Annotated in this window: 26 protein-coding genes and 1 rRNA gene (1 of these 27 cut by a window edge); 9 read left to right on the forward strand and 18 right to left on the reverse strand. The window is 72.5% G+C overall.

Features of this window, described 5'->3' with window-relative positions:
* Positions 1 to 117: ribosomal RNA gene (locus tag O7609_RS02290) — 16S ribosomal RNA — on the reverse strand (it extends 1414 nt beyond the left edge of the window).
* 427 nt (positions 118 to 544) lie between these two features.
* Positions 545 to 1219, reverse strand: coding sequence for a DNA-3-methyladenine glycosylase (locus tag O7609_RS02295; RefSeq protein ID WP_269733225.1), 675 nt, complete (start codon positions 1217 to 1219; stop codon positions 545 to 547).
* Positions 1220 to 1265: 46 nt separating this feature from the next.
* On the opposite strand from O7609_RS02295, the gene O7609_RS02300 reads away from it, so the two are divergent.
* Positions 1266 to 2048 (forward strand): sporulation protein, encoded by a 783-nt coding sequence (locus O7609_RS02300; RefSeq protein WP_269733226.1) that lies wholly within the window; start codon positions 1266 to 1268, stop codon positions 2046 to 2048.
* Between the two features lie 20 nt (positions 2049 to 2068).
* Here the strand turns inward: O7609_RS02300 and O7609_RS02305 are convergent, their stop codons facing one another.
* Positions 2069 to 2509: a barstar family protein gene (locus tag O7609_RS02305; protein ID WP_269733227.1), complete on the reverse strand. Its 441-nt coding sequence runs from the start codon at positions 2507 to 2509 to the stop codon at positions 2069 to 2071.
* Positions 2506 to 2940, reverse strand: coding sequence for a ribonuclease domain-containing protein (locus tag O7609_RS02310; protein ID WP_269733228.1), 435 nt, complete (start codon positions 2938 to 2940; stop codon positions 2506 to 2508). The genes O7609_RS02305 and O7609_RS02310 overlap by 4 nt, the downstream gene beginning before the upstream one ends.
* A 79-nt stretch (positions 2941 to 3019) precedes the next feature.
* Here O7609_RS02310 and O7609_RS02315 point away from each other — a divergent pair, with 79 nt between their 5' ends.
* Positions 3020 to 3556, forward strand: coding sequence for a YbhB/YbcL family Raf kinase inhibitor-like protein (locus O7609_RS02315; RefSeq protein WP_269743003.1), 537 nt, complete (start codon positions 3020 to 3022; stop codon positions 3554 to 3556).
* Positions 3557 to 3828: 272 nt separating this feature from the next.
* Positions 3829 to 4338: an HNH endonuclease gene (locus O7609_RS02320; RefSeq protein ID WP_269733230.1), complete on the forward strand. Its 510-nt coding sequence runs from the start codon at positions 3829 to 3831 to the stop codon at positions 4336 to 4338.
* Between the two features lie 103 nt (positions 4339 to 4441).
* Here O7609_RS02320 and O7609_RS02325 read toward each other — a convergent pair whose 3' ends face one another.
* The 3 genes from O7609_RS02325 to O7609_RS02335 form a co-directional block, all read right to left on the reverse strand.
* The gene (locus O7609_RS02325; RefSeq protein WP_269733231.1) at positions 4442 to 5401 is read right to left on the reverse strand and encodes an SPFH domain-containing protein; all 960 of its coding nucleotides are present in this window, start codon (positions 5399 to 5401) and stop codon (positions 4442 to 4444) included.
* 70 nt (positions 5402 to 5471) lie between these two features.
* Complete coding sequence (locus O7609_RS02330; RefSeq protein WP_269733232.1) at positions 5472 to 5894, reverse strand: NfeD family protein; 423 nt, start codon at positions 5892 to 5894, stop codon at positions 5472 to 5474.
* 65 nt (positions 5895 to 5959) lie between these two features.
* Positions 5960 to 6751 carry an ABC transporter ATP-binding protein gene (locus O7609_RS02335; protein ID WP_269733233.1) on the reverse strand — a complete coding sequence of 264 codons (792 nt, stop codon included), beginning with the start codon at positions 6749 to 6751 and terminating at the stop codon, positions 5960 to 5962.
* Between the two features lie 141 nt (positions 6752 to 6892).
* Here O7609_RS02335 and O7609_RS02340 point away from each other — a divergent pair, with 141 nt between their 5' ends.
* A complete protein-coding gene (locus O7609_RS02340) occupies positions 6893 to 7684 on the forward strand; it encodes a hypothetical protein (protein ID WP_269733234.1) in 792 nt (263 codons plus the stop codon).
* Between the two features lie 39 nt (positions 7685 to 7723).
* Here O7609_RS02340 and O7609_RS02345 read toward each other — a convergent pair whose 3' ends face one another.
* The 5 genes from O7609_RS02345 to O7609_RS02365 form a co-directional block, all read right to left on the reverse strand.
* Positions 7724 to 7963, reverse strand: coding sequence for a chaplin (locus O7609_RS02345; protein ID WP_269733235.1), 240 nt, complete (start codon positions 7961 to 7963; stop codon positions 7724 to 7726).
* A 254-nt stretch (positions 7964 to 8217) separates the two neighbouring features.
* Positions 8218 to 8466: a chaplin gene (locus O7609_RS02350; protein WP_269733236.1), complete on the reverse strand. Its 249-nt coding sequence runs from the start codon at positions 8464 to 8466 to the stop codon at positions 8218 to 8220.
* Positions 8467 to 8623: 157 nt separating this feature from the next.
* Positions 8624 to 9265: a response regulator gene (locus tag O7609_RS02355; RefSeq protein ID WP_269733237.1), complete on the reverse strand. Its 642-nt coding sequence runs from the start codon at positions 9263 to 9265 to the stop codon at positions 8624 to 8626.
* Positions 9258 to 10397, reverse strand: a complete 1140-nt coding sequence (locus tag O7609_RS02360; RefSeq protein WP_269743004.1) for a GAF domain-containing sensor histidine kinase — start codon at positions 10395 to 10397, stop codon at positions 9258 to 9260. The genes O7609_RS02355 and O7609_RS02360 overlap by 8 nt, the downstream gene beginning before the upstream one ends.
* A 188-nt stretch (positions 10398 to 10585) precedes the next feature.
* On the reverse strand, positions 10586 to 13183 hold the full coding sequence (locus tag O7609_RS02365; protein WP_269733239.1) for an ABC transporter ATP-binding protein/permease: 2598 nt from the start codon (positions 13181 to 13183) through the stop codon (positions 10586 to 10588).
* A 231-nt stretch (positions 13184 to 13414) separates the two neighbouring features.
* On the opposite strand from O7609_RS02365, the gene serB reads away from it, so the two are divergent.
* Entirely contained in the window at positions 13415 to 14650 is a 1236-nt protein-coding gene (gene serB, locus O7609_RS02370) for a phosphoserine phosphatase SerB (RefSeq protein ID WP_269733240.1), read from the forward strand.
* Positions 14651 to 14701: 51 nt separating this feature from the next.
* Here serB and O7609_RS02375 read toward each other — a convergent pair whose 3' ends face one another.
* The 4 genes from O7609_RS02375 to O7609_RS02390 all read right to left on the reverse strand — a co-directional run bounded on the left by O7609_RS02375 (position 14702) and on the right by O7609_RS02390 (position 17111).
* Positions 14702 to 15217, reverse strand: a complete 516-nt coding sequence (locus tag O7609_RS02375) for a SixA phosphatase family protein (protein WP_269733241.1) — start codon at positions 15215 to 15217, stop codon at positions 14702 to 14704.
* Positions 15218 to 15276: 59 nt separating this feature from the next.
* Positions 15277 to 15513 (reverse strand): hypothetical protein, encoded by a 237-nt coding sequence (locus O7609_RS02380; RefSeq protein ID WP_269733242.1) that lies wholly within the window; start codon positions 15511 to 15513, stop codon positions 15277 to 15279.
* Between the two features lie 139 nt (positions 15514 to 15652).
* A complete protein-coding gene (locus O7609_RS02385) occupies positions 15653 to 15769 on the reverse strand; it encodes an SGM_5486 family transporter-associated protein (RefSeq protein WP_269733243.1) in 117 nt (38 codons plus the stop codon).
* A 4-nt stretch (positions 15770 to 15773) separates the two neighbouring features.
* The gene (locus tag O7609_RS02390) at positions 15774 to 17111 is read right to left on the reverse strand and encodes a CynX/NimT family MFS transporter (RefSeq protein WP_269733244.1); all 1338 of its coding nucleotides are present in this window, start codon (positions 17109 to 17111) and stop codon (positions 15774 to 15776) included.
* A 64-nt stretch (positions 17112 to 17175) separates the two neighbouring features.
* Between O7609_RS02390 and O7609_RS02395 the strand changes: the two genes are divergently transcribed.
* Positions 17176 to 17853 (forward strand): FadR/GntR family transcriptional regulator, encoded by a 678-nt coding sequence (locus tag O7609_RS02395; RefSeq protein ID WP_269733245.1) that lies wholly within the window; start codon positions 17176 to 17178, stop codon positions 17851 to 17853.
* A 93-nt stretch (positions 17854 to 17946) separates the two neighbouring features.
* Here the strand turns inward: O7609_RS02395 and fabI are convergent, their stop codons facing one another.
* Together fabI and fabG are read right to left on the reverse strand one after the other, a co-directional pair.
* On the reverse strand, positions 17947 to 18744 hold the full coding sequence (gene fabI / locus O7609_RS02400; RefSeq protein WP_269733246.1) for an enoyl-ACP reductase FabI: 798 nt from the start codon (positions 18742 to 18744) through the stop codon (positions 17947 to 17949).
* Between the two features lie 5 nt (positions 18745 to 18749).
* A complete protein-coding gene (gene fabG, locus O7609_RS02405) occupies positions 18750 to 19454 on the reverse strand; it encodes a 3-oxoacyl-[acyl-carrier-protein] reductase (RefSeq protein ID WP_269733247.1) in 705 nt (234 codons plus the stop codon).
* 241 nt (positions 19455 to 19695) lie between these two features.
* On the opposite strand from fabG, the gene O7609_RS02410 reads away from it, so the two are divergent.
* Genes O7609_RS02410 through tyrS form a run of 3 tightly spaced genes read left to right on the forward strand, consistent with a single transcriptional unit; the run spans position 19696 to position 24076 of the window.
* Positions 19696 to 21216, forward strand: coding sequence for a TldD/PmbA family protein (locus O7609_RS02410; RefSeq protein WP_269733248.1), 1521 nt, complete (start codon positions 19696 to 19698; stop codon positions 21214 to 21216).
* Complete coding sequence (locus O7609_RS02415; RefSeq protein WP_269733249.1) at positions 21213 to 22607, forward strand: metallopeptidase TldD-related protein; 1395 nt, start codon at positions 21213 to 21215, stop codon at positions 22605 to 22607. Before O7609_RS02410 ends, O7609_RS02415 begins: the two co-directional genes overlap by 4 nt.
* A gap of 53 nt (positions 22608 to 22660) precedes the next feature.
* Positions 22661 to 24076, forward strand: coding sequence for a tyrosine--tRNA ligase (gene tyrS / locus O7609_RS02420; protein ID WP_269736986.1), 1416 nt, complete (start codon positions 22661 to 22663; stop codon positions 24074 to 24076).
* Positions 24077 to 24149 lie beyond the last annotated feature (73 nt).

Raw genomic sequence — 24149 nt, forward strand, 5'->3', positions numbered from 1 at the left:
ACGTGTTACTCACCCGTTCGCCACTAATCCACCACCGAAGCGGCTTCATCGTTCGACTTGCATGTGTTAAGCACGCCGCCAGCGTTCGTCCTGAGCCAGGATCAAACTCTCCGTGAATGCTTCAAAAAATTGAGCCACCCACGAGAGCGGCACCGAACAAGGAGGAATAGTCCCTGCCGGTGCACAGCGTCCTCGCTGTGTGTTTCTCAAAAGAACCACCAACCTCACACAACCGTGAGGCCGGGGGTATCAACAATCTGGCGTTGACTTTTGGTGCACTGTTGAGTTCTCAAGGAACGGACGCTTCCTTCGGATCCCCTTCCGGGTTTCCTCCGGGCGCTTCCCTTCGGTGTGTCCACTACTTTAGCGAGTTTTCCGCTCAGCTCCTAATCGAGCTTTTCGAGAATGCTTCCGGGCGCGCCGGAAGACGTCCCCTTGCGGGATAATCCGTAGTAGTGGGTTTGCCGCCTGGCGCGGCACCCCACCCGATCAAATCTAATGATCGTTGTAAAGGCCCTGCCTGCGTCCAGCGGCTCGGACTACGTTAGGCGTCTCGTGTCCCAGAGTCAAGCCGTCTCGGACGGCGTCGCGACTGGTGCGCCCGGTAGGGGCTGACGGTGGGGTCGCCGCTGATCCAGAAGCGGTAGGGATGCCCCGCCCCGTCCCCGCCCACGCCGGTGCGCGGGCCGGTCCGGACCAGCCCGGACGCGGGAGGATCGCCGGCCAGGAGCGACAGCACGGGCAGCGGCTCGCCGTCGTCGCACACGTCCGCACCGTTGAGTCGGCGGTCGACGTCCAGGGCCGTCGCCAGGCGCGCGGGCCCCCTGGCCAGCTCGGTGTCACGCCGTGCCGTGTGCCGCCGGGTACGGGCCAGCTCGGCGCCGGTCAGGATCTCGCCGCCACGCAGGAGAACCCCGGCGGCCGTCCCCTTCGTCTCACAGACCAGGTTGAGGCAGTGCCACATGCCGTAGGTGAAGTAGACATAGGCGTGACCGGGAGGTCCGAACATGACGGCGTTGCGTTCGGTCCGGCCGCGGAAGGCGTGGGAGCCCGGGTCGCGTTCGCCCTCGTACGCCTCCACCTCGGTCAGCCGCAGCTCGATCGGCCCGTCCGCGGTGTGGCGGACGAGGGTGCGGCCGAGCAGGTCGCGGGCCACGTCGAGGACGGGACGGTCGAAGAAGGCTCGGGGAAGCGCTGTACGGTCACGGGCGGCGAACATGCCAGTCGAGCGTAGTCGAGTAGTGCGAGTAGTCGGGAGGGACGAGATGGGCTTCAAGAAGCTGTTCGCGAGTGTGGGGATCGGCGGCGCATCGGTGGACACCGTGCTGTCCGAGCCGAACGTGCTGCCGGGTGGGGCGGTGCACGGAGAGGTGCGGATCGAGGGCGGGTCCGTGGACCAGGAGATCCAGGGGGTCTCCGTCGGCCTGCAGGGCAGGGTGGAGGTGGAGGGCCAGGACCAGGAGGTCCTGCAGAACGTCGAGTTCCTCAAGCAGCAGGTGGGCGGGGCCTTCCAGCTCCAGGCGGGGGCCTCGCACGTGGTGCCGTTCACCCTGGAGATCCCGTGGGAGACGCCCATCACGACGTTCCTCGGGCAGGAGCTGCGCGGGATGCACATCGGCGTGACGACGGAACTGGCCATCGCGCGGGCCGTCGACTCCTCCGACCTCGACCCCGTGCACGTCCACCCGCTTCCGGCGCAGGCGGCGATCCTCGAGGCGTTCGGCTCGCTCGGCTTCCGGTTCAAGAGCGCGGACCTGGAGCAGGGCGTCATCCGCGGCACCCGCCAGCGGCTCCCCTTCTACCAGGAGATCGAGTTCTACGCGCCGTCCCAGTACCGGGGGCTGAGCCAGGTCGAGCTCTCGTTCGTCGCGGACGACCGGACGATGGACGTCGTCCTGGAGATGGACAAGAAGCCGGGGCTGTTCACCGGGGGGAGTGACTCCTACCGGTGCTTCCAGGTCGATCTGGAGCACTTCCACCAGACCGACTGGACCGGCTACCTGAACCAGTGGCTGGCCGAGGTCGGCAGCCGCCGCAACTGGTTCTGAGCCCGGGCCGGGCGCTCAGCTCAGCTCAGCAACACCGTCATCGGGGTGGCCCGGCCTCCCCAGAAGCCGACGGCCGCGGCGAGGACGTCCGCGGCCGTCGCCGCGTCCCGGGGCGCTGCCTCCGTGAACCTGTCCCAGCCCCGGACGAGCAGCAGACGGCCTTGCTCGGGGGGATCCGTCCAGCTCAGGTCGGTGAGGCAGTCGGCGAGGGCGTCCCAGTTGTACCCGAAGCTGTCGGGAAAGCCGAGGCTCTCGGCACAGCGCTGGAGGAAGCCGGACTTGCCGCTGACATCGGCCAGGTCCACCACCCGGCTGTCCCATCCGGCTTCCTCGGGCCCCTCCGCGGGCCCCGGGTCGCCCTCCGAGGGCCGCCAGCGGTAGAGACCGGGTGGCAGGGAGCCGTCGAGCACGCCGGAGAGGTCGGCTGTCGGGAGGGCACCGGACGTCTGGGGGCTGGTCATGGTGTCACCGCCGCTGTGAAGGTCGGGTCATGGTCGCTGGTGTCGTACCGCTCCCCCGCTTCGCCGGTGACGCGGCGGCGGGCGCCGCGGTCGTCCGAGCCGGGCGTGGGCACGGTGTACTCGCGGTAGTACCCGCGAGACCGCTGAGGCAGCCGGCCTTCGAAGTCGCCGAAGACGGTGCCGTCCTTCTCGTACGGGTAGGAGCCTCCGGCCTCGTCGGGACGCAGGGTCTCGCGGGCCTCGGACGGCAGCCGGCCGGGCGTGGTGGCCGGCATCCCGGCGGCCCAGGAGGGGGCCGCGACGGAGGCCGCGTGCCGGCCGCCGGATCCGTCGGAGCGGCCGCCGTCCCCGCCCGTGCCGCCCGAGGACGTGGCGCAGCCGGTGAGCAGTGCGGTCAGCGCCGTCAGGACGAGAAGGATCTTTCGCAGCACCCCGACATGCTGTCAGCTCCGGGGGCACCTCCTCGTTAGGCTGGCCGATGCATCGATGCCAGCGATCAGGAGGTTCCCAGTGACCGAGCAGAAGCGGCGTCCACTCCCCCATGATTTCCACCCGCCGGTGGCGTCCTTCACGGTGGTCAGTGACGACGTGTCCGAGGGCGCGCGGCTGCGGCCGGACCAGGTGTACGCGGAGGGCAACGCCTCGCCCCACCTGCGGTGGGAGGGCTTCCCCGCGGAGACGAAGAGCTTCGCGGTGACCTGCTTCGATCCGGACGCGCCGACCGGCAGCGGCTTCTGGCACTGGGTCCTCTTCGACCTCCCGGCGTCCGTGACGGAGCTGCCGGCCGGGGCCGGGAGCGGCGGCTTCCCCGGCCTGCCGCAGGGGGCCGTGCACGTACGCAACGACTACGGCTCGAAGGAGTTCGGCGGTGCCGCGCCGCCGCCCGGCGACGGGAGCCACCGCTACGTCTTCACGGTGTACGCGGTGGGCGAGGAGAAGCTGGGCCCGGACTCCGACGCGAGCCCGGCCGTCGTCGGTTTCAACCTGCGTTTCAAGGCCATCGGCCGGGCGCAGCTGATGGGCGAGTACGAGGTGTCCGCCTCCTGAGCCGCCCCGGTTCCCGGCCGACCGTGCAGCGGGCGCGGCTCGGGGACGTGTCCTCCGCCGACGCGAACGCCCCGCCTGGCAGGCGGGGCGTTCGCCCGTTCCGGGCCCGGCGCGCGGCACAGTGGCACATCTTCCTTCCCCTTGCCGACGGCCGACGGTCCGCCGATGGCCATCCCCCGTACACGGCGGGGAAATTGCGTTGTCCACCGGAACGGGCAGCGGCACAGTGGTGGCCACCCGCCACGGGGCGGGCGGACGGGGAGGTGGACGGGATGCGCGAGACGCTCATTCTCAACGCGAGTTTCGAGCCGTTGTCGACGGTGTCGCTGCGCCGGGCCGTGGTGCTGGTGATGCAGGACAAGGCCGTCGTCGAACAGGAGCATCCCGGGCTTCGGGTGCGTGCGGCGCAGCTGGAGCTGCCCGTGCCCCAGGTGATCAGGCTGCGCCGGTACGTCCGGGTGCCGTTCCGACAACGGGCGCCGTGGTCGCGGCGCGGTGTCCTGGTGCGGGACCGGCACCGGTGCGCCTACTGCGGGCGGCGGGCGACCACGGTGGACCACGTCGTCCCCCGGTCGCGGGGCGGGGGCGACACCTGGCTCAACACGGTCGCGGCCTGTGCGGAGGACAACCACCGCAAGGCGGACCGGACTCCGGCGCAGGCGGGCATGCGGCTGCTGACCCAGCCCTTCGAGCCGACGCCCGCGGACACGTTGCTGCTCGCCCTGAACCTGCGTGACAGCGGCGCTCTCCCGGAGTGGCTGCCGATGCCGGCCCCGGCCTGAGGCGCGGACGCCGTCGGGGAGGCGACTGACACGGCTTCGGCCCGGTGTGTGAGACACCGGGCCGAAGCCGTGTCAGGAGAGCGGTGGTCAGGAGAGCGGTGGTTCAGTCGATCGGGGGACGCTCGGAGGGCCGCTTGCCCATGCCCGTCGACGGCGCGGGGATCGTCGGACCGGAGGGCTCACCGCCGTGCTGCTTGAAGCCGTCCAGCGCACCGCCGAGCCCCTTGAGGGCGTCGCCGATCTCGCTCGGCACGATCCAGAGCTTGTTGGCATCGCCCTCGGCGATCTTCGGCAGCATCTGGAGGTACTGGTAGGAGAGGAGCTTCTGGTCCGGATCGCCCGCGTGGATGGACTCGAAGACGGTGCGGATGGCCTGGGCCTCACCCTCGGCCCGCAGCGCTGCGGCCTTCGCGTCACCCTCGGCGCGCAGGATCTCCGACTGCTTGTGCCCCTCCGCCTGGAGGATCTCCGACTGCCGGACCCCTTCGGCCTGGAGGATGGCGGCGCGCTTGTCCCGGTCGGCGCGCATCTGCTTCTCCATCGAGTCCTGGATGGAGGTGGGCGGTTCGATCGCCTTGAGCTCGACGCGGTTGACGCGGATGCCCCACTTGCCGGTGGCCTCGTCGAGCACACCGCGGAGGGCGGCGTTGATCTCCTCACGGGAGGTCAGCGTGCGCTCCAGGTCCATGCCGCCGATGATGTTGCGCAGCGTGGTGACGGTGAGCTGCTCGATGGCCTGGATGTAGCTGGAGACCTCGTACGTGGCCGCCCGCGCGTCGGTGACCTGGTAGTAGATGACGGTGTCGATGTTCACGACCAGGTTGTCCTGGGTGATCACCGGCTGCGGCGGGAAGGGCACGACCTGCTCGCGCAGGTCGATGCGGTTGCGGATCGTGTCGATGAACGGGACGACGATGTTGAGGCCCGCGTTGAGTGTGCGGGTGTAGCGGCCGAAGCGCTCCACGATGGCGGCACTCGCCTGCGGAATGACCTGGATCGTCTTGATGAGTGCGATGAAGACCAGCACCACCAGGATGATCAGGACGATGATGACGGCGTCCATCGCGCCCCCCTGGACTCGTTTGCCGATGTGTGTGGTTGACGGACCGTGTCGTACCGGTGGTCGTGTGTCATCACATCACGACGGCGGTGGCCCCGTCGATCTCGACCACGTCGACCCGGTGCCCCGGCTCGTAGGACTCGCCCGGCTCCAGGGCCCGTGCCGACCAGATCTCACCGGCGACCTTGACGCGGCCCCCGTCCCCGTCGACGCGTTCGACGACGACGGCCTGCCGCCCCTTGAGGGCGTCCACGCCCGTGGCCAGCTCCGGACGTTCGGCCCGCATCCTGCGCGCCACGGGCCGGACGGCGACGATCAGCGCCGTCGACACCGCGCAGAAGACGACGACCTGGATGACCAGACCGCCACCGAGCCCCGCGGCGAGGGCTCCCGCTCCGGCTCCCACCGCGAGCATGCCCATCTCGGGCATCGCGGTCAGTACCAGCGGAATGCACAGCCCCACCGCGGCTACGAGCCACCACACCCATGCGTCCACGGGGTCATCATAGGTGGCCTGGCCACGGCGGGACAGGGCGCGGGCGGTCCCGGCCCGGGCCAAACTCAGCCGAGCGGGAGGCCGTTGGCCGTCCAGCGGTCACCGACGCGCTCGACGACGAGGGGCAGCCCGAAGCAGCGGGAGAGGTTGGAGGAGGTCATCTCCGTCTCCAGCGGGCCGGCGGTGAGGACCGCGCCCTGACGGATCATCAGGACGTGGGTGAAGCCCGGGGGGATCTCCTCGACGTGGTGGGTGACCATGACCATGGAGGGGGCGTAGGGGTCGCGGGCGAGGCGCCCGAGGCGGCGGACGAGGTCCTCCCGGCCGCCGAGGTCGAGCCCGGCGGCGGGCTCGTCGAGGAGGAGCAGCTCCGGGTCGGCCATCATCGAGCGGGCGATCTGGGTGCGCTTGCGCTCGCCCTCCGAGAGGGTGCCGAATCTCCGGTCGAGGTACTCGCTCATGCCGAGCCGGTCGAGGAAGGCGCGGGCGCGCTCCTCGTCGACGGCGTCGTAGTCCTCGTGCCAGCCCGCGGTCATGCCGTAGGCCGCGGTCAGCACCGTCTGGAGGACCGTCTGGGAGCGGGGCAGCTTCTCGGTGAGGGCGCTGCTGGAGACGCCGATGCGGGGGCGCAGTTCGAAGACGTCGACGGAGCCGAGCCGCTCACCGAGGATCGTGGCCTGGCCGGAGGTCGGGAAGAGGTAGCTGGAGGCGAGGTTCAACAGGGTCGTCTTGCCGGCGCCGTTGGGGCCCAGGATGATCCATCGCTCACCCTCCTTGACCGACCAGGAGACGCCGTCCACCAGAGCCCGACCGTTGCGGACCACGGATACGTCCACCAGCTCCAGTACATCGCTCATGAGCGCGTTGTCTCCCATTGCAGTCGCTTCGCCCGTGCCGGTGGGCACAGTCCCCAGGGAAAACCTACGCCACGCGCCCCCGGCCGCGGCGGTCAGCCTTGGCGGGGCGGCGTCCGGAGGGCCACGGCCTAGGCTGGGGTGATGCTGGAAGAACCTCGTTCGGGGCGGCTCGCCGCCTGGGGAAACGCACTGCTGGCCGGGGAGGTCTCGCCAGACGAGGCCGTGGAGCGGATCGTCGGGGAGGACGCCGTGCACCGGGTGGCCGGGCTGCCCGGCGAGGAGGGGCCGCCGGTGGGGCTGACGCTGGCCCTGGGGCGGCTGCGCGCGCTGGGGGCGGTGGCGCTGCGGGTGGCGCTGCCGGTGCCGGGGCACCCGCTGGGGCTGAGCGGGCCGCCGGAGTTCAACACGGCCGCGCTGGAGGCCGGGGAGGCGGTGCCGGTGGCCGGGACGGCGCTGGGGTTCGTGCCGGAGGTGACGGAGGCGGGGCCCGCGGGGGACGTCCATGTGGAGGTGGTGTGGCGGTGCCGCCCGGTGCGGGAGGCGCCGCCGGCGGACGTGCCGTCGCTGGGCGAGGCCGAGCGGGAGCTCCAGCAGGCGTTGCGGGATGCCACGGAGGCGTTGACGCGGCTGGACGTGGCGGGTTCCGGGCCGGTGGCACAGGCTGCGCTGGCGGCCTACCAGGCGCGGGCGGAGGCGGGGCGGCGGCTGCTGGCTCCCGGGTACCCGGGGCGTGCGGTGCGGGTGCTGGAGCTGGCCCAGCGGGTGGCCGCGCTGGTGAACATCGCCGAGCTGGCCGAGCCGGGGGCGGCGGTGAGCGCCGGCCAGCTCACGGCGCGGGCGGAGCTGCTGCGCCCGGTGGAGCGGATGGCGCGCCGGGCGCAGGTGGCGGCGTTCAACGCCTACGCGGAGGAGGTGGAGCGGCGGCGCGGGTGACGCGCCGCCGCTCGCCCCCAAAGAGGGCGCCGGGTGGCGTCAGTCGTTGATGCACGTGTTCCCGAAGGTCGGGTTGAGGGCGCCGATCACGTTGACCGAGTTGCCGCAGGCGTTGATCGGCACGTGCACCGGGACCTGCACGACGTTGCCGGAGGCCACGCCGGGCGAGCCGACGGCAGCGGCGCCGGCGCCCGCGTCGGCGGCCGCGGTGCCGGCGGCCCCGCCCACGGCGGCGCCTGCGGCGGCGATGGTGAGGGCGACCTTCTTGGCTGCGTTCATGGGGATTCTCCTGTGGTAATCGGCAGTGCCGGAGCGACCCGGCGTGAAGCATGCGGCGAGGCCGCACGCTGAGCAACGTCGGGTGTCCGGAGCCGACACGGTCGTGCGCCGTCCGCCGCCCGTTCGGAGCAATCGGATGCGTCGGAGTGACCGGGCCCGGGAGGAACGCAGCCGGGGAAAGCGGGCCCGGGGAAGCGGGCCCGGCCCCCGGACGTGGCGTCCGGGGGCCGGGGCGGGAGCGGTGCGGACTGCGGTCAGTGGTTGACGCAGGTGGTGCCGAAGGTGGGGTTCAGCAGGCCCACGACGTTGACCGAGTTGCCGCAGACGTTCACCGGCACGTGCACCGGGACCTGCACGACGTTGCCGGAGGCCACGCCGGGCGAGCCGACGGCAGCGCCCTGGGCGGTGGCGCCGCCCGCGGTGGCCGAGGCGGCGCCGGCGCCGGCGGCGATGAGCCCGCCGGCGAGCATCGTGACGGCCGTGACCTTGTTGAGCTTCTTCACTATCCGGAATCCTCCTTGGCGGTCCGCGGCGGTCGCCGCGGCACGCCATGGAGAACGGCGTGGCCCCGAAGGAGTTGCGGGCAGTCGGGCGTTCATCACACGACAGCATGAATTGTCGATCGGAAGAGAACCACGGAGCCGGTCCACGCGTCCGTGTTCAGCCCGTGAGGCCGTGACGCACGGCCCACAGGGCGGCCTGGGTGCGGTCGGCCAGGTCGAGCTTCATCAGGATGTTCGACACATGCGTCTTGACGGTCTTCTCGGACAGCACGAGAGTCCGGGCGATCTCGCGGTTGGACCGGCCGTCGGCGATGAGGCCGAGCACCTCCCGTTCCCGTTCGGTCAGCCCGGAGCTGCGGCCGGGCCCGGGGGCGGCGTTGTCCTCGGTGAGGAGGGCGGCCGCCACCTCGGGCTGGAGGAGCACGTGCCCGGCGTGGACGGAGCGGATCGCCCCGGCGAGCGCGTCGGGGTCGACGTCCTTGTAGAGGTAGCCGGCGGCGCCCGCCCGCAGCGCGGGTACGGCGGTGCGCTGCTCGGTGAAGCTGGTGACGACGAGGACGCGGGCCGTGCTCTGCGCGTCGCGCAGCCGGCGCAGGGCCTCGATGCCGTCCGTGCCGGGCATCTTCACGTCCAGCAGGATGACGTCGGGGGCGAGCCGCTGGGCCTCCTCGACCCCGGCCTCGCCGTCGGCGGCCTCACCGACGACCTCGATGTCGTCCTGGACCTCCAGAAAGGTCCGCAGGCCCCGTCGCACCACCTGGTGGTCGTCCACGAGCAGCACGCGGATGCGGTCAGACACCGGGCACCTCCATCTCGATCTCGGTGCCCTTGCCGGGCTCGGACTGCACGCTGAGGGTGCCGCCGACCGAGGCCGCGCGGTCCCGCATGGACACCAGGCCCAGATGGCGGCCGGCCCGGCGCACGGCTCCGGGGTCGAAGCCGCGGCCGTCGTCCGTCACGCGCAGCGTGGTGCCGCCGTCCCGCCGGGCGAGGCTGACCGCGACGGTCATCGCTCCGGCGTGCCGCAGGGCGTTGTGCAGGGCTTCCTGGGCGACGCGCAGGGCCGCCTCCTCCTGTGCCGCGGGCAGGGCGCGCACGCCGTCCGCCGTGAAGGTGACCGAGGCCGTGTGGGCGCGGTCCAGGACCCGCACCTGGGCGCGCAGGGTGGCCACGAGTCCGTCCTCCTCCAGCGCGGCGGGGCGCAGCTCGACGACGGCGGCGCGCAGCTCGTCGGCGGCGTCGGCGGCGAGCCGGGCGATCTCGTGCAGTTCGTCCTTGGCACGCCGGGGGTCGCGGTCGACGAGGGCGGTGGCCGCCTGTGCGGTGAGCCGCAGCGAGAAGAGCTTCTGCGAGACGGCGTCGTGGAGCTCGTGGGCGATGCGGGCCCGCTCCCCCGCGATGGTCAGCTCCCGGGCGCGCTCGTAGAGGCGGGCGTTGGTGAGGGCGATGGCCGCGTGCTCGGCGAGGACGCGCAGCAGGTCCTCGTCCTCGGCGGTGAAGGCGCAGCCGCCGTCCGGGCGGGTGCAGCGCTTGTTGGCGAGGAAGAGAGCGCCGAGGACCTCGTCGCCGTCGGCGATCGGCATCCCGAGGAAGTCGGACAGCTCCGGGTGGGCGGCGGGCCAGCCCTCGAAGCGGGGGTCGTGGCGGACGTCGGCGAGGCGCTGCGGGGCGGCGTCGTCGAGCATGGCGGCGAGGACGCCGTGGCGCCGGGGCAGCGGGCCGATGGCCTTCCACTGCTCGTCGCTGACGCCGGCGACGACGAACTGGGCGAAGCCGCCGCGGTCGTCGGGGACGCCCAGCGCCGCGTACTCGGCGTCGAGCAGGTCGCGCGCGGAGTGCACGATCGTCTGGAGGACCTCGCGCACCTCGACCTGTCGGTTCATGGCGAGGAGGGCTGCGCTGACCGCGGCCAGCCCGGTTCTGATCACCATGTCCCTCACCGTACTCGGCCCGCGGCCGCGCCGGATCCGCCGCAAGCCCCGGAACCGGTCGCGGTCGCGGCGGTCGCCGGACCTAGGTCCCGCGGCCCGGTGTGGGCGGCTCCTGGGCAGTCGTCCGCCCGCCGGCCTCCCTCCACGGGTGGCCGGCGGGCGGACGTCGGTCGAGGGCCCGCGGAGGGCTACTTCCGCATGACCTCCGGCTCGTGGCGGCGCAGGAGGCGGGAGACGACGATGCCGCAGAGCACGGCCATGGCGAGCAGCACGCTCAGGTTGAGCAGCCAGGCGCCGAGCTCGTGCTGCCACAGCGGGTCGCCGTCGCTCTGGGGGTCCCAGGGCAGCAGGACGTTGAGGTCGGCGGTGTTGCCCATGCCGGCCACGGCCCAGCGGGAGGGCATGAGCCAGGCGAGCTGCTCGATGCCGACCTTCTCGTGGATCTGGAAGAGGACGCCGGTGAACACGACCTGCACGATGGCGAACATGACCAGCAGGGGCATCGTCTTCTCGGCGGTCTTGACCAGCGAGGAGATGATCAGGCCGACCATCATCGAGGAGAGGCCGAGGGCGATGACGACGAGGGTCATCTCGATGCCCGGGGAGAGCAGCACGCCCTCGGTGGGCATCTCGCGCGGCAGGAAGCCGATGACGCAGATGATCACGCCCTGCAGGGCGGTGATCATGCCGAGGACGATCACCTTGGACATCAGGTACGCGGACCGGGAGAGGCCGGTGGCCCGTTCCCGTTCGTAGATGACCCGTTCCTTGATCAGTTCCCGGACGGAGTTGGCCGCGGCCGAGAAGCACATGCCGACGACGAGGATGAGCATGATCGTGCTGGCGTCGCGGTTCGTCCGGCCCTTCTCCACCGGCCCGTAGCCCAGGCCGAAGTCGGACGGGATGACGACGCTGACCACGCCGAGGACGGCGGGCAGGATCAGCATCAGGGCCATGAAGCCGCGGTCGGAGGCGATGACGGAGGAGTAGCGCCGCATCAGCGTCCACAGCTGCGAGCCCCAGCTCTGCGGCTTCTGCAGCCGGGCCTGCTGCTGGTGCCAGTCCACCTGGACGGGCTGCGGGGCGACGGCGTCGATGTCGGCGGCGTAGAGCTGGTAGTGCTGGGAGCCGCGCCAGCGGCCCATCCAGTCGTAGTCGCGGTAGTTCTCGAAGGCGGAGAAGACGTCGGCCCAGGAGTCGTAGCCGAAGAAGTTCAGGGCCTCCTCGGGCGGGCCGAAGTAGGCCACGCCGCCGCCCGGCGCCATGACGAGCAGCTTGTCGCACAACTGGAGCTCGGCCACCGAGTGGGTGACGACGAGCACCGTGCGGCCGTCGTCGGCCAGGCCGCGCAGCAGCTGCATGACGTCGCGGTCCATGCCCGGGTCGAGCCCAGAGGTCGGCTCGTCGAGGAAGATCAGCGAGGGCTTGGTGAGCAGCTCCAGCGCCACCGATACGCGCTTGCGCTGGCCGCCGGAGAGCGAGGTGATCTTCTTCTCGGCGTGGATGTCCAGCTTCAGCTCGGCCAGGACCTCCTCGACGCGGGCGTTGCGCTCGGCCTCGGCGACGTCACCGGGGAAGCGGAGCTTGGCCGCGTAGCGCAGCGCCGTGCGCACCGGGAGGGCCGTGTGCAGGATGTCGTCCTGCGGCACGAGGCCGATGCGGTGCCGCAGCTCGGCGAAGTGCGTGTAGAGGTTCCGGTTGTCGTAGAGCACCTCGCCCTGGTTGGCGGGCCGGTAGCCGGTCAGTGCCTTGAGGAGGGTGGACTTGCCGGAACCGGAGGGGCCGATGACGGCGATGACGGACTTCTCGGGGACGCCGAAGGAGACGTCGTTGAGGATCGTCTTGCCGCCGTCGACCTGGACCGTCAGGTGGCGGGCCGCGAAGGAGACCTCACCGGTGTCGACGAACTCCTCGAGGCGGTCGCCGACCAGCCGGAAGGTGGAGTGGCCGACACCGATGATGTCGTTCGGGCCGATGCGCCGGCGGCCGTTCTTCGGCAGCTGCTGCCCGTTGACGTAGGTGCCGTTGTGGCTGCCGAGGTCGTGGATCTCGAACAGTCCGTCCGGCCCCGCCAGGAACTCGGCGTGCAGCCGTGAGACCTGGAGGTCGGAGACGACGAGCTCGTTCTCCAGAGCACGGCCGATGCGCATGACACGGCCGAGCGCGAGCTGGTGGAAGGTGGTCGGGCTCCGGTCCCCCATGCCGGCGTGCTGCGCCTGCTGCGGGGGCGCGCCGTGCTGGGCGGGCACCGAGGGCCGCGGGGCCCCGGCCGCCTGCTGCTGCGGGGCGGCCTGCTGCTGCCAGCGCGCGGCCTGCTGGGGGTGCTGCCCCTGCTGGGGTGCCTGCGGGTACGCCTGCTGCTGCGGGTAGCCCGGTGCCGGAGCGGCGGCCTGCTGCGGCTGCTGGGCCCAGCCCTGCTGCGGGTGCTGCGGCTGTGCCTGCGGGTCGGGGTGCTGCGGCTGCTGGGCGGGCGGGGCCGCCTGCTGGGCCATCGCCGGGGCGGTGAAGCTGAGCCTCGGCCCGTCGGTGGCGTTACCCAGATGCAGTACCGTGCCGGGGCCGATTTCGCGCTGCTGGACACGTTGCCCTTGGGCGTACGTGCCGTTGGTGCTGCCCGGATCGTCGATCACCCAGGCACGGCCGCCCCAGCGCAGGGTGGCGTGACGCCACGAGACGCGCGCGTCGTCCAGGACGACGTCCCCCTGCGGATCGCGCCCCAGTGCGTATGACCGGGACGGATCGAGCGTCCACGTATTGCCGTTCAGTTCCAGTACGAGTTCCGGCACTCCATGCCCCACAGATTTCTGGTCCCCCGAGCTACCCCCCGGCCTGGAGGGTCTGGGATGGCGAACATCGTGGGGAACTATTTCAGGCCGGGCCCGCGTACAGGAAGTCGGGCCGGGCGAACCGCCGGTGGGATCCGGCGAAACCACCACGGGAGGGCAGGGGCACGGCGCGCGTCCGGGGTGCGGACAGACGTACGAGAGGGCCGCGTCTGCCGATACGGTGGAAGCACCATGAGCGCGACGCAGAATCCCCCGCTCCCGCCCGGCATGCCCGGCGAGGACGCTCCCACGCTGCTGATCAAGATCTTCGGCAAGGACCGCCCCGGCATCACCGCGGGCCTCTTCGAGACCCTGGCCGCCTACGGACTGGCGGTGGTGGACATCGAGCAGGTGGTCACCCGAGGCCGGATAACGCTGTGTGCCCTGGTCACCGCTCCGGACGGAGACGGCGCCGGCGAGGGCGAGCTGCGGGCGACCGTACACGGCTGGGCCGAGTCGCTCAGACTCCAGGCCGAGATCATCTCCGGCCGTGGCGACAACCGGCCGCGCGGCACCGGGCGTTCGCACGTGACGGTGCTCGGGCACCCGCTGACCGCCGAGTCGACGGCGGCGATCGCGGCGTGCATCACCGGCACCGGCGGGAACATCGACCGGATCTTCCGGCTGGCCAAGTATCCGGTGACGGCGGTCGAGTTCGAGGTCTCCGGGGCGCCGACGGAGCCGCTGCGCACGGCGCTGGCCACCGAGTCCGCGGCACTGGGCGTGGACATCGCCGTCGTCGCGTCGGGGTTGCAGCGGCGGGCCCAGCGGCTCGTCGTGATGGACGTGGACTCCACGCTGATCCAGGACGAGGTCATCGAGCTGTTCGCCGGGCACGCGGGCTGCGAGGACAAGGTCGCCGAGGTGACGGCCGCCGCGATGCGCGGCGAGCTGGACTTCGAGGAGTCGCTGCACGCCCGGGTCGCGCTGCTGGCGGGGCTGGACGCCTCGGTGGTGGACACGGTGCGCGAACAGGTGCGGCTGACGCCCGGCGCCCGGACGCTGGTGCGGACCCTGAAGCTCCTCGGCTACCAGGTGGGCGTGGTCTCCGGCGGGTTCACGCAGGTGACGGACGCGCTCAAGGACCACCTGGGGCTGGACTTCGCCTCGGCCAACACCCTGGAGATCGTGGACGGCAAGCTCACCGGCCGGGTGACCGGGGAGATCGTCGACCGGGCGGGCAAGGCGCGGCTGCTGCGGCGGTTCGCCGCGGAGGCGGGCGTGCCGCTGGCCCAGACCGTCGCCGTCGGGGACGGGGCGAACGACCTGGACATGCTGAACGCGGCGGGGCTCGGGGTGGCCTTCAACGCCAAGCCGATGGTGCGGGAGGCCGCGCACACGGCGGTCAACGTGCCGTTCCTCGACACGGTGCTCTACCTGCTGGGTATCACCCGCGAGGAGGTGGAGGCGGCCGACGCCGCCGTGTGACGCGGCCGGTGCCCGCCGGCCCGGCGGGCACCCGCGGCGGTCGGGCTTCGTTCAGGGGTGCGGGACCCAGAAGGCGTCGAGGCGGGCCGCCCCGGGCTCGACGGACTTCCAGGAGCCGTTCACCGTGAGGACGGCCATCGCGGCGGTCGGAAAGCCCCGGGCCATCCGTTCGCGCGCGTCGTCCTCCGCGGAGCCGGTCAGCACCTCCGCGAGCCCCTGCACCCCGGGGTTGTGGGCGACGAGGAGCAGCTCGTGGACGTCGTCGGGCACCTCGTTGATCACGGTGATGAGCTCGCCGGGCGAGGCGTCGTACACGCGGTCCTCGTAGACCGTCCTGGGACGCTTCGGGAGCTGCGGCGCGAGGAGCTTCCACGTCTCGCGGGTGCGGGTGGCGGTGGAGCAGAGCGTCAGCTCGGGACTGATGCCCTGGGAGACCAGCCAGTCTCCGGCGAGGGGGGCGTCCTGGCGGCCTCGGTCGGCCAGGGGCCGCTCGCGATCGGGTACGTCGGGCCAGTCGGCTTTGGCGTGTCGGAGTAGGACCATCCTGCGGGGCTGATCGACGCTCATGCCTCCCAGCTTCCCATGAAACCGGCCGTGGGGCTCGGGCTGTTGGGGATCGGTACACCTCACGCGGAGCCCGCGGGGCCGAGGCCGCTCAGGTGGTCCCAGAGGGCGGCCGCGGCCCCGCCGAGACCGTCCGCCGTCGCGCCCGGGGAGGCCGACCCGTCGCCGAGCAGGAGGAGCGCGGTCAGGGCGGCGAAGACGGCGACCGGGAGGGGCAGGGCCCACCAGCGCAGCCGCAGGCCCGTGTCGCCGTCACGGAGGCGGTGGGTGGGGGCGTGGGCACCGGCGGCGGTCGGCATCGGCTCGCCTTTCGTCGTGGCGTCGAGCGGTGCTTCGACGCTATGACGTGCGGGGTCCCGGGCCCACCCGGAAAGCCACCCACGCTTCCCTGAGCCGGGCCCCCTAGGGGTGGTGGGGCTATCCCCACCACCGGCGGGCTCAGGGGGCGAAGACGGAGGCGACGACGCCGATGACCACGCAGATGCCGATCATCGTGCCGAAGACGTACAGGAGCTTCTTCTGGCCGTTGCCGGGGTTTTCGTCGAGGACGGGCATGGGCTCAGTCTCGCACCCGGACGTCGTCCTCGATGCACCGGTTCCGTCCGGCGAGGAGGCCGACGCCGATCTGGACCGTCATGAGCACCGCCAGCAGGGCGAGCGGGACCTCCCAGCCGCCGCTGGCGCCGTGCAGGGCCCCGACCAGCAGCGGGCCCGGGATGGAGATGAGGTAGCCGGTGCTCTGCACGAACGCGGAGAGCCGGGCCACTCCCCCGCTGGTCCGCGAGCGCATGCCGATCATGGTGAGGACGAGGGGGAAGGCGCAGTTCGAGACGCCCATGAGCAGGGCCCAGGCCCAGGCGCCCGAGGCGGGGGCGAGCCAGAGGCCGGTGTAGCCGGACAGGCCGCACAGGCCGAGGAGGACGACGAGGGGGCCTTGGTGGCCGAGCCGGGCGGCCACGCGGGGCAGGACGAAGGAGAGCGGGATGCCGAGACCCATGGTGACGGCGAGCAGCGCTCCGGCGGTGGCGGCGGACAGGCCCGCGTCCCGGTAGATCTGCGGGAGCCAGCCGAGGGTGACGTAGGCGGCGGTGGCCTGGAGGCCGAAGAAGCAGCCGAGCGCCCAGGCGATGGGCGAGCGCGTGACCCGCGGCACCGGGGCCTCCTGGGCCGGCTGCGGGGCGGGGGCGGCCGTGTCCCGGATGCGGGCGCCCCGGCGGCCGGTGCCGCGGTCGCGCAGGGCCACGGCGGCCCAGGGCAGCAGGGCGAGGGCGGCGAGGGCCGCCCACATGCCGAGCCCCAGGCGCCAGGTGCCCCCGAGGGCCTCGGCCGCCGGGACGGTGAGGGCGGCGGCGGCCGCGGTGCCCAGGGAGAGGGCCATGGAGTAGAGCCCGGTCATGGCGCCGACCCGGTGCGGGAACCAGCGCTTGACGATCACCGGCATGAGGACGTTGCTGACGGCGATGCCGGCGAGCGCGAGGGCGGTGGTGGCCAGGAAGAGGAGGGTGCCGTCGGCGAGCGGGCGGAGGGCGAGCCCCGCGGTGACGGCGGCCATGCCGGCGAGGACGACGGCGGCCGGGCCGTGGCGGCGGGCGAGGCGCGGGGCGAGGCCGCCGAAGACGGCGAAGCACAGGGCGGGCACCGAGGTGAGGAGCCCGGCCACGGTGCCGCTCATGCCGAGCGCGGTGCGGACCTCCTCAAGGAGGGGGCCCAGCCCGGCGACGGCGGGGCGGAGGTTGAGGGAGGCCAGGACGAGGCCGAGGACGACGAGCCGCGGGGTCCAGGGCGAGCGGGGGCGCGGGGGCGGGGGGCTCGCTTGGTTCTGGGCGGGGACGGTGGTCGAGAGCGCGGCGAGGGGCGGCTCGGGGGTGTCGAGCGTGGTGCGGTCGTCCTGGGACATGAGCCCATCATAGAATCATCGGATGAATAGTCGCGTCACAGCCTGAAGGGCCGGAGACCTCCTCATGCCGCTGAACTCTCCCCGCCGGTCGGCCCTCGCCGACCAGGTCATCGACGCTCTGCGGGAACCGATCACCTCGGGCGAGTGGCCCGTGGGCAGCCGCATCCCCACCGAACCGGAGCTGGTCCAGCGGCTCGGTGTGGCGCGGAACACCGTCCGCGAGGCGATCCGCGCCCTGGCCCACAACGGGCTCCTGGACATCCGTCAGGGCTCGGGCACCTACGTCGTGGCGACGAGCGAACTGGCCGGCGTCATGCACCGGCGCTTCGCACGGGCCGACCCCCTCCACATCGCGGAGGTGCGCGCGACGCTGGAGGCGGAGGCGGCCCGGCTCGCGGCCCGGCGCCGGAACGAGCAGGAGCTGCGGCAGCTGTACGCGCTGCTGGAGCAGCGCGAGGCCGCCTGGGCCTCCGGCGACGTGGAGCGTTTCGTCCAGGCGGACGTGACCCTGCACCTCGCGGTGGTGAAGGCCTCCCACAACGAGGTGCTGACGGCGGTCTACGCGGACCTCGGCGCCGTCCTGCGCGACTACCTGCGGCTGGATGTGGGCGAGCGGCTGCGGCCCGAGGAGCACCTCGACCACGGCCGGATGATCGACGCCATCCGGGACGGTGACGCGGAGACCGCCGCCCGGGAGGCCGCCTCGTACACGGCCCACTGCCGGGGCGCGGACGGCGGCTGACCCCGTGCCTCGTCGGGGCGCGGGGAACTGCGCGGGCGGGCGCCACGCGGCCGCGGGCTGCGCGGCGGCCGCGGGGCGCCCGCTGCCGGACGCTTACGCGCCCATCATGTGCACCCCGCCGTCGACGTGCACGATCTCGCCCGTCGTCTTGGGGAACCAGTCCGAGAGCAGGGCGACGACGCCGCGCGCGGCCGGCTCCGGGTCGGTGAGGTCCCAGGCGAGCGGGGCCCGGCTGTCCCACACGTCCGCCAGCTCCTCGAAGCCGGGGATGGACTTGGCGGCCATCGACTTGATCGGGCCCGCGGAGACGAGGTTCGAGCGGATGCCCTCCGAGCCCAGGTCACGGGCGAGGTAGCGGGACGTCGACTCCAGGGCGGCCTTGGCCACCCCCATCCAGTCGTACTTGGGCCAGGCCACCTGGGCGTCGAAGTCCATGCCGACGACCGAACCGCCCCGCCCGGGACCGTCCGCCTGGGCGCCCATCAGCGGGAGCAGCGCCATCGTGAGGGATTTCAGCGAGTACGCCGAGACCTCGACGGCCGTGGCGACGGACTCCCAGCCGGTGTTGAGGAAGTTGCCGCCGAGCGCGTCCTGGGGGGCGAACCCGATGGAGTGCACGGCGCCGTCCAGACCGACGCCCTCGCCGAGGTGCTCGGTGACCCGGGCGGCCAGGGTGTCCAGGTGCTCCTGGTTCTGCACGTCCAGCTCGATGACCGGCGCCTCCTTGGGCAGCCGCTTGGCGATGCGCTGAACCAGGGTGAGCCGGCCGAAGCCGGTCAGGACGACCTCGGCGCCCTCCTCCTGGGCCAGCTTCGCGACGTGGAAGGCGATCGACGCGTCGGTCAGCACGCCGGTGACCAGGATGCGCTTGCCGGCGAGAAGTCCACTCATATCGTTCAGTGCCCCATGCCCAATCCGCCGTCAACGGGGATGACGGCTCCGGTGATGTACGCGGCCTCGTCGGAGGCCAGGAAACGCACGGTCGCGGCGATCTCCTCCGGCTCGGCGTAGCGGCCGAGCGGCACCTGGTCGGTGATCGCGGCACGCTGCTCCTCGCTGAGTGCGCGCGTCATGTCGGTGTCGACGAAGCCGGGTGCGACGACGTTGCAGGTGATGCCGCGAGATCCCAGCTCCCGGGAGAGCGAGCGGGCGAAGCCGACCAGCCCGGCCTTGGAGGCCGCGTAGTTGGCCTGGCCGGCCGAGCCGAGCAGCCCGACGACGGAGGAGATGAGCACGATGCGGCCGCTGCGGGCGCGCAGCATGCCCTTCGATGCGCGCTTGACGACGCGGAAGGTTCCGGTGAGGTTCGTGTCCAGGACGGAGGTGAAGTCCTCCTCGGACATCCGCAGCAGGAGCTGGTCGCGGGTGACGCCGGCGTTGGCGACCAGCACCTCGACCCGGCCCTGCTTCTCCTCGATCTCCTTGTACGCCTGCTCGACCTGCTCCGGGTCGGTGATGTCGCACTTGACCGCGAGGAACCCGGACGGCGGCTCACCGGAGCGGTAGGTGACGGCGACCTGGTCGCCGGCGTCCGCGAGCGCGCGGGCGATGGCGAGGCCGATGCCGCGGTTGCCTCCGGTGACGAGAACCGAGCGGCTCAAGGGACCACTCTCCCAATCTGTCGAAGCCTGCAGGAGCCGCGCGTCGTCGGCTCGTGCCGTGTCCAGCCGTGCACCATGCAAACTATCGGTCCCCTGCGAGCGCGACGGACTCGGGCGTCCACAGGGCCCCCGGCACACCCCTGTGGAGTTCCTACAGACGCCCCCCGCCGCTCGGTCCCGGCGGGTGCGCGAGGCAGTGGCCGCGGGGCATGATCGGTTGGCGAACCACGGGAGGAATGCCTTGCCACCTTCGATTGACGAGACCTTCACCGCGCTGCCGCTGCACCGGCTGGCGGACGCCGCGCTGGCGCGGGCCAGGGCTCTGGGCGCCGAGCACGCCGACTTCCGCTGCGAGCGGGTGCGCAGCGCCGACTGGCGGCTGCGGGACGCCCGGATGTCCGGCTCGTCGGACACGACGGACGCCGGCTACGCGGTCCGCGTCGTGCACGGCGGCGCCTGGGGCTTCGCCGCGGGCGTCGACATGACGATGGACGCCGCGGCGCGGGTGGCCGCGCGGGCCGTGGCGATGGCCAGGCTGTCCGCGCAGGTGATCCGCTCCGCCGGGTCCGAGGAGTGGGTGGAGCTGGCGGACGAGCCGGGGCACGGCGAGCGGACCTGGGTCTCCGCCTACGCGGTGAACCCGTTCGAGGTGCCGGACGAGGAGAAGACGGCGCTGCTGCGCGCGTGGAGCGAGCGGCTGCTCGCGGCCGAGGGCGTGGCGCACGTCGACGCCTCACTGCTCGCGGTGCAGGAGAACAAGTTCTACGCCGACACGGCGGGCACGGTCACCACGCAGCGGCGGGTACGCGTGCATCCGCAGCTCACCGCGGTGGCGGTGGCCGACTCGGGCGAGTTCGACTCGATGCGCACGCTCGCGCCGCCGGTGGGGCGCGGCTGGGAGTACCTGACGGGCACCGGCTGGGACTGGGACGCCGAGCTGGCCGGGATCCCGGGGCTGCTGGCGGAGAAGATGGCGGCCCCGAGCGTCGAGGCGGGCACCTACGACCTCGTGGTGGACCCGTCGAACCTGTGGCTGACGATCCACGAGTCGGTCGGGCACGCCACCGAGCTGGACCGGGCGCTGGGCTACGAGGCGGCCTACGCGGGCACGTCCTTCGCCACCTTCGACCAGCTCGGCACCCTGACGTACGGCTCGCCGGCCATGAACGTCACCGGGGACCGCACCGCCGAGCACGGCCTGGCGACGATCGGCTACGACGACGAGGGCGTGGCCGCCCAGTCGTGGGACCTGGTCAGGGACGGGATCCTCGTCGGGTACCAGCTCGACCGGCGCATCGCGCGGCTCACCGGCCTGGGCCGCTCCAACGGCTGCGCCTTCGCCGACTCCCCCGCCCACGTCCCGGTGCAGCGCATGGCCAATGTCTCGCTGCGGCCGGCGCCGGACGGGCCGTCCACCGAGGAGCTGATCTCCGGGGTGGAACGGGGGCTGTACGTCGTCGGTGACCGCTCGTGGTCCATCGACATGCAGCGCTACAACTTCCAGTTCACCGGACAGCGGTTCTTCCGCATCGAGAACGGCCGCATCGCCGGTCAGGTGCGCGACGTGGCGTACCAGGCCACGACGACGGACTTCTGGGGCTCGCTGGAGGCGGTCGGCGGCCCGCAGACGTACCTGCTGGCCGGCGCCTTCAACTGCGGCAAAGCCCAGCCCGGGCAGGTCGCCGCCGTCTCGCACGGCTGTCCGTCGGCGCTCTTCCGCGGCGTCAACATCCTCAACACCACCCAGGAGGCCGGCCGATGAGCAAGCCCACCGCCCCGCACGAGCTCGTCGAGCGGGCTCTGGAGCTGTCCCGGGCCGACGGGTGCGTGGTGATCGCCGACGAGGAGTCCTCGGCCAACCTGCGCTGGGCCGGGAACGCCCTGACGACCAACGGCGTCACCCGGGGCCGTTCGGTGACCGTGATCGCCACGGTGGACGGCGGCCAGGGCCCCGCGTCCGGCGTCGTGTCCCGCGCCGGGGTGACGCCCGACGACCTGGAGCCGCTGGTCCGCGCCGCCGAGGAGGCGGCCCGGACGGCGGGCCCGGCCGAGGACGCCCGGCCGCTGGTGTCCGGGACGGCGGCCTCGGCCGACTTCACCGCCCCGGCCGCCGAGACCTCCGCCGAGGTGTTCGCCGAGTTCGCCCCCGCGCTCGGGGAGTGCTTCGGCGCGGCGAGGGCCGGCGGGCGCCGGCTGTACGGCTTCGCGCAGCACGGCGTCGTCTCCACGTACCTGGGCAGCTCCACCGGGCTGCGGCTGCGCCACGACCAGCCCACCGGGACGCTGGAGCTGAACGCCAAGACCGACGAGCACAGCGCCTGGACCGGGCGCGCCACGCGGGACTTCACCGACATCGACCCGGCCGCGCTGGACGCCGAGCTGACGCGCCGGCTGGGCTGGGCCCGGCGCCGGGTCGAGCTGCCGGCCGGACGGTACGAGACGCTGCTGCCGCCGAGCGCCGTCGCCGACCTGATGATCTACCAGTTGTGGTCCTCCGGTGCCCGGGACGCCGCCGAGGGCCGCAGCGTCTTCAGCGCGCCCGGGGGCGGCACCCGGGTCGGGGAGCGGCTCGCCGGGCTGCCGCTCACGCTGCGCAGCGACCCGCACCAAGCGGGGCTGGAGGCGCCGCCCTTCGCGGTGTGCCGGGCCTCCCACGACGACGAGTCCGTCTTCGACAACGGGCTGCCGCTGAGCGCGACCGACTGGCTGCGCGAGGGCGCGCTCGTCCGCCTGCCGACGTCCCGGTACTCCGCGGAGCTGACGGGGCTGCCGCCGGCACCCGCGGTGGACAACCTGATCCTGGAGGGCGGCGGCGAGCGGTCGCTGGAGGAGATGGTGGCGGTCTCCGGCCACGACGGCCCCGCCCTGCTGCTGACCTGCCTCTGGTACATCCGGGAGGTCGATCCGGCCACCTTGCTGCTGACCGGTCTCACCCGGGACGGCGTCTACCTCGTCGAGGGCGGCGAGGTCACGGCGGCGGTGAACAACTTCCGGTTCAACGAGTCGCCGGTCGGCCTGCTGGGCCGGGCCTCCGAGGCCGGGCGCACGCAGCGCACGCTGCCGCGCGAGTGGTCGGACTGGTTCACGCGGGCGGCCATGCCGCCCCTGCGCATTCCGGACTTCAACATGAGCTCGGTGAGCCAGGGCGTGTGACCGGCATAGACTCTGTCCCGATCCCATCCGACCCCGATCCCTTGGACATCGACGTGACACGCCTCGGCGACTCCGTGCGCCGCGCCAGCGAGCTGCTGGCGCAGGACCTCTCCTCCGACGCGACGGTGGAGCAACTGCTCGCCGAGACGGCCTCGCGGCGATATCTGGACCTCAGCGACCTCCCGGCCAAGGAGCAGGCGGAGCTGATCGCCTCCCGCGCGCTGGAGCTGCTGCCGGGCGTGGAGCGGCTGGCCGAGCGGATCGACCAGCGGCGCGGCGAGGGCCGGGGGCTGCACGTCAAGCTCGGCATCGACCCGACGGGCGCCGAGGTCCACCTCGGTCACGCGGTGCCGTTCATCGTGCTCAGCCGCTTCCAGCGGATGGGCCACGACGTGACGGTGCTCATCGGCGACATCACGGCCAAGATCGGCGACCCCTCCGGGCGGACGGCCGAGCGGCCCCCGCTCACGGACGAGGACATCGCCCGCAACCTGTCCACCTACCGGGAGCAGGTGCGGCCGTTCTTCGACTTCGAGCGGGTGCGCTTCGTCCACAACAGCGAGTGGCTGGGGCGCATCGCGTTCCCGCAGCTCATCGGCATCCTCGCGCAGATCCCGGCCGCGCAGCTGCTGCAGCGCGAGGACTTCCGCAACCGGCTCGCGGCCGGCTCCGGGCTCACCATGTCGGAGCTGATCTACCCGGTGGCCATGGCCATCGACTCCGCCGAGCTGGACTGCGACATCGAGCTGGGCGGCGTGGACCAGCTGCTCAACATGCAGATGGGCCGCAAGGTGATGGAGGTCTACGGCCAGGAGCCGCAGCTCATCGCCGCGATGCCGCTGATCGAGGGCACCGACGGCTCGGGCGCGAAGATGTCCAAGTCGAAGGGCAACTACATCGCGCTCACCGCGCGGGCGGACGACGTCTTCGGCAAGATCATGTCCATTCCGGACCGACTGATGGTCCCCTACCTGCGGGCCTGGACGGAGTGGACGGACGCCGAGATCGAGGCCGCCACGGCCCGGGTCGAGGGCCGGAGCCTGCACCCGATGGACCTGAAGAAGGTCCTGGCGGGCGAGGTCGTCGCGGCCCTGTACGGGCTGAAGGCGGCGATGGCCGCCCGCGCTGGCTTCGTCGCGCAGTTCTCGAAGAAGACCTTCACGGACGTCGGGACCCTCCCGGTGGTGGACGCCGCCGCGCACGGCGGGGAGGGCATCGCCGCGGTGCTGACCAAGGTCCTGGAGTTCACGCCGAGCGCGTCGGCCGCCCGCCGGCTCGCCAAGCAGAACGGGCTGCGGCTCGTTATCGAGCCGGAGGGCGGAGGCGCCCAGCAGACGGTCGTCCTGCCCGAGGCGGACGCGCTGCGCCCGCTGGCCGAGGTGGCCGCCGAGCGCCGGGCCGAGCTGGGCACGCGGGGCACGCTGTACCTGAAGGCGGGCCGCAAGGTCGCGGAGGTCCGCGGCCTGTGACGTCGGCATCGCGTCCCGCCCCGCGGGGCGGGACGCGATGCAAGCCGGGCACGCGGGCGCTGACCGCTCCGCG

It is taken from the genome of Streptomyces sp. WMMC1477 (genome assembly GCF_027460245.1).
In the GTDB taxonomy this organism is placed as follows: Bacteria; Actinomycetota; Actinomycetes; order Streptomycetales; family Streptomycetaceae; genus Streptomyces.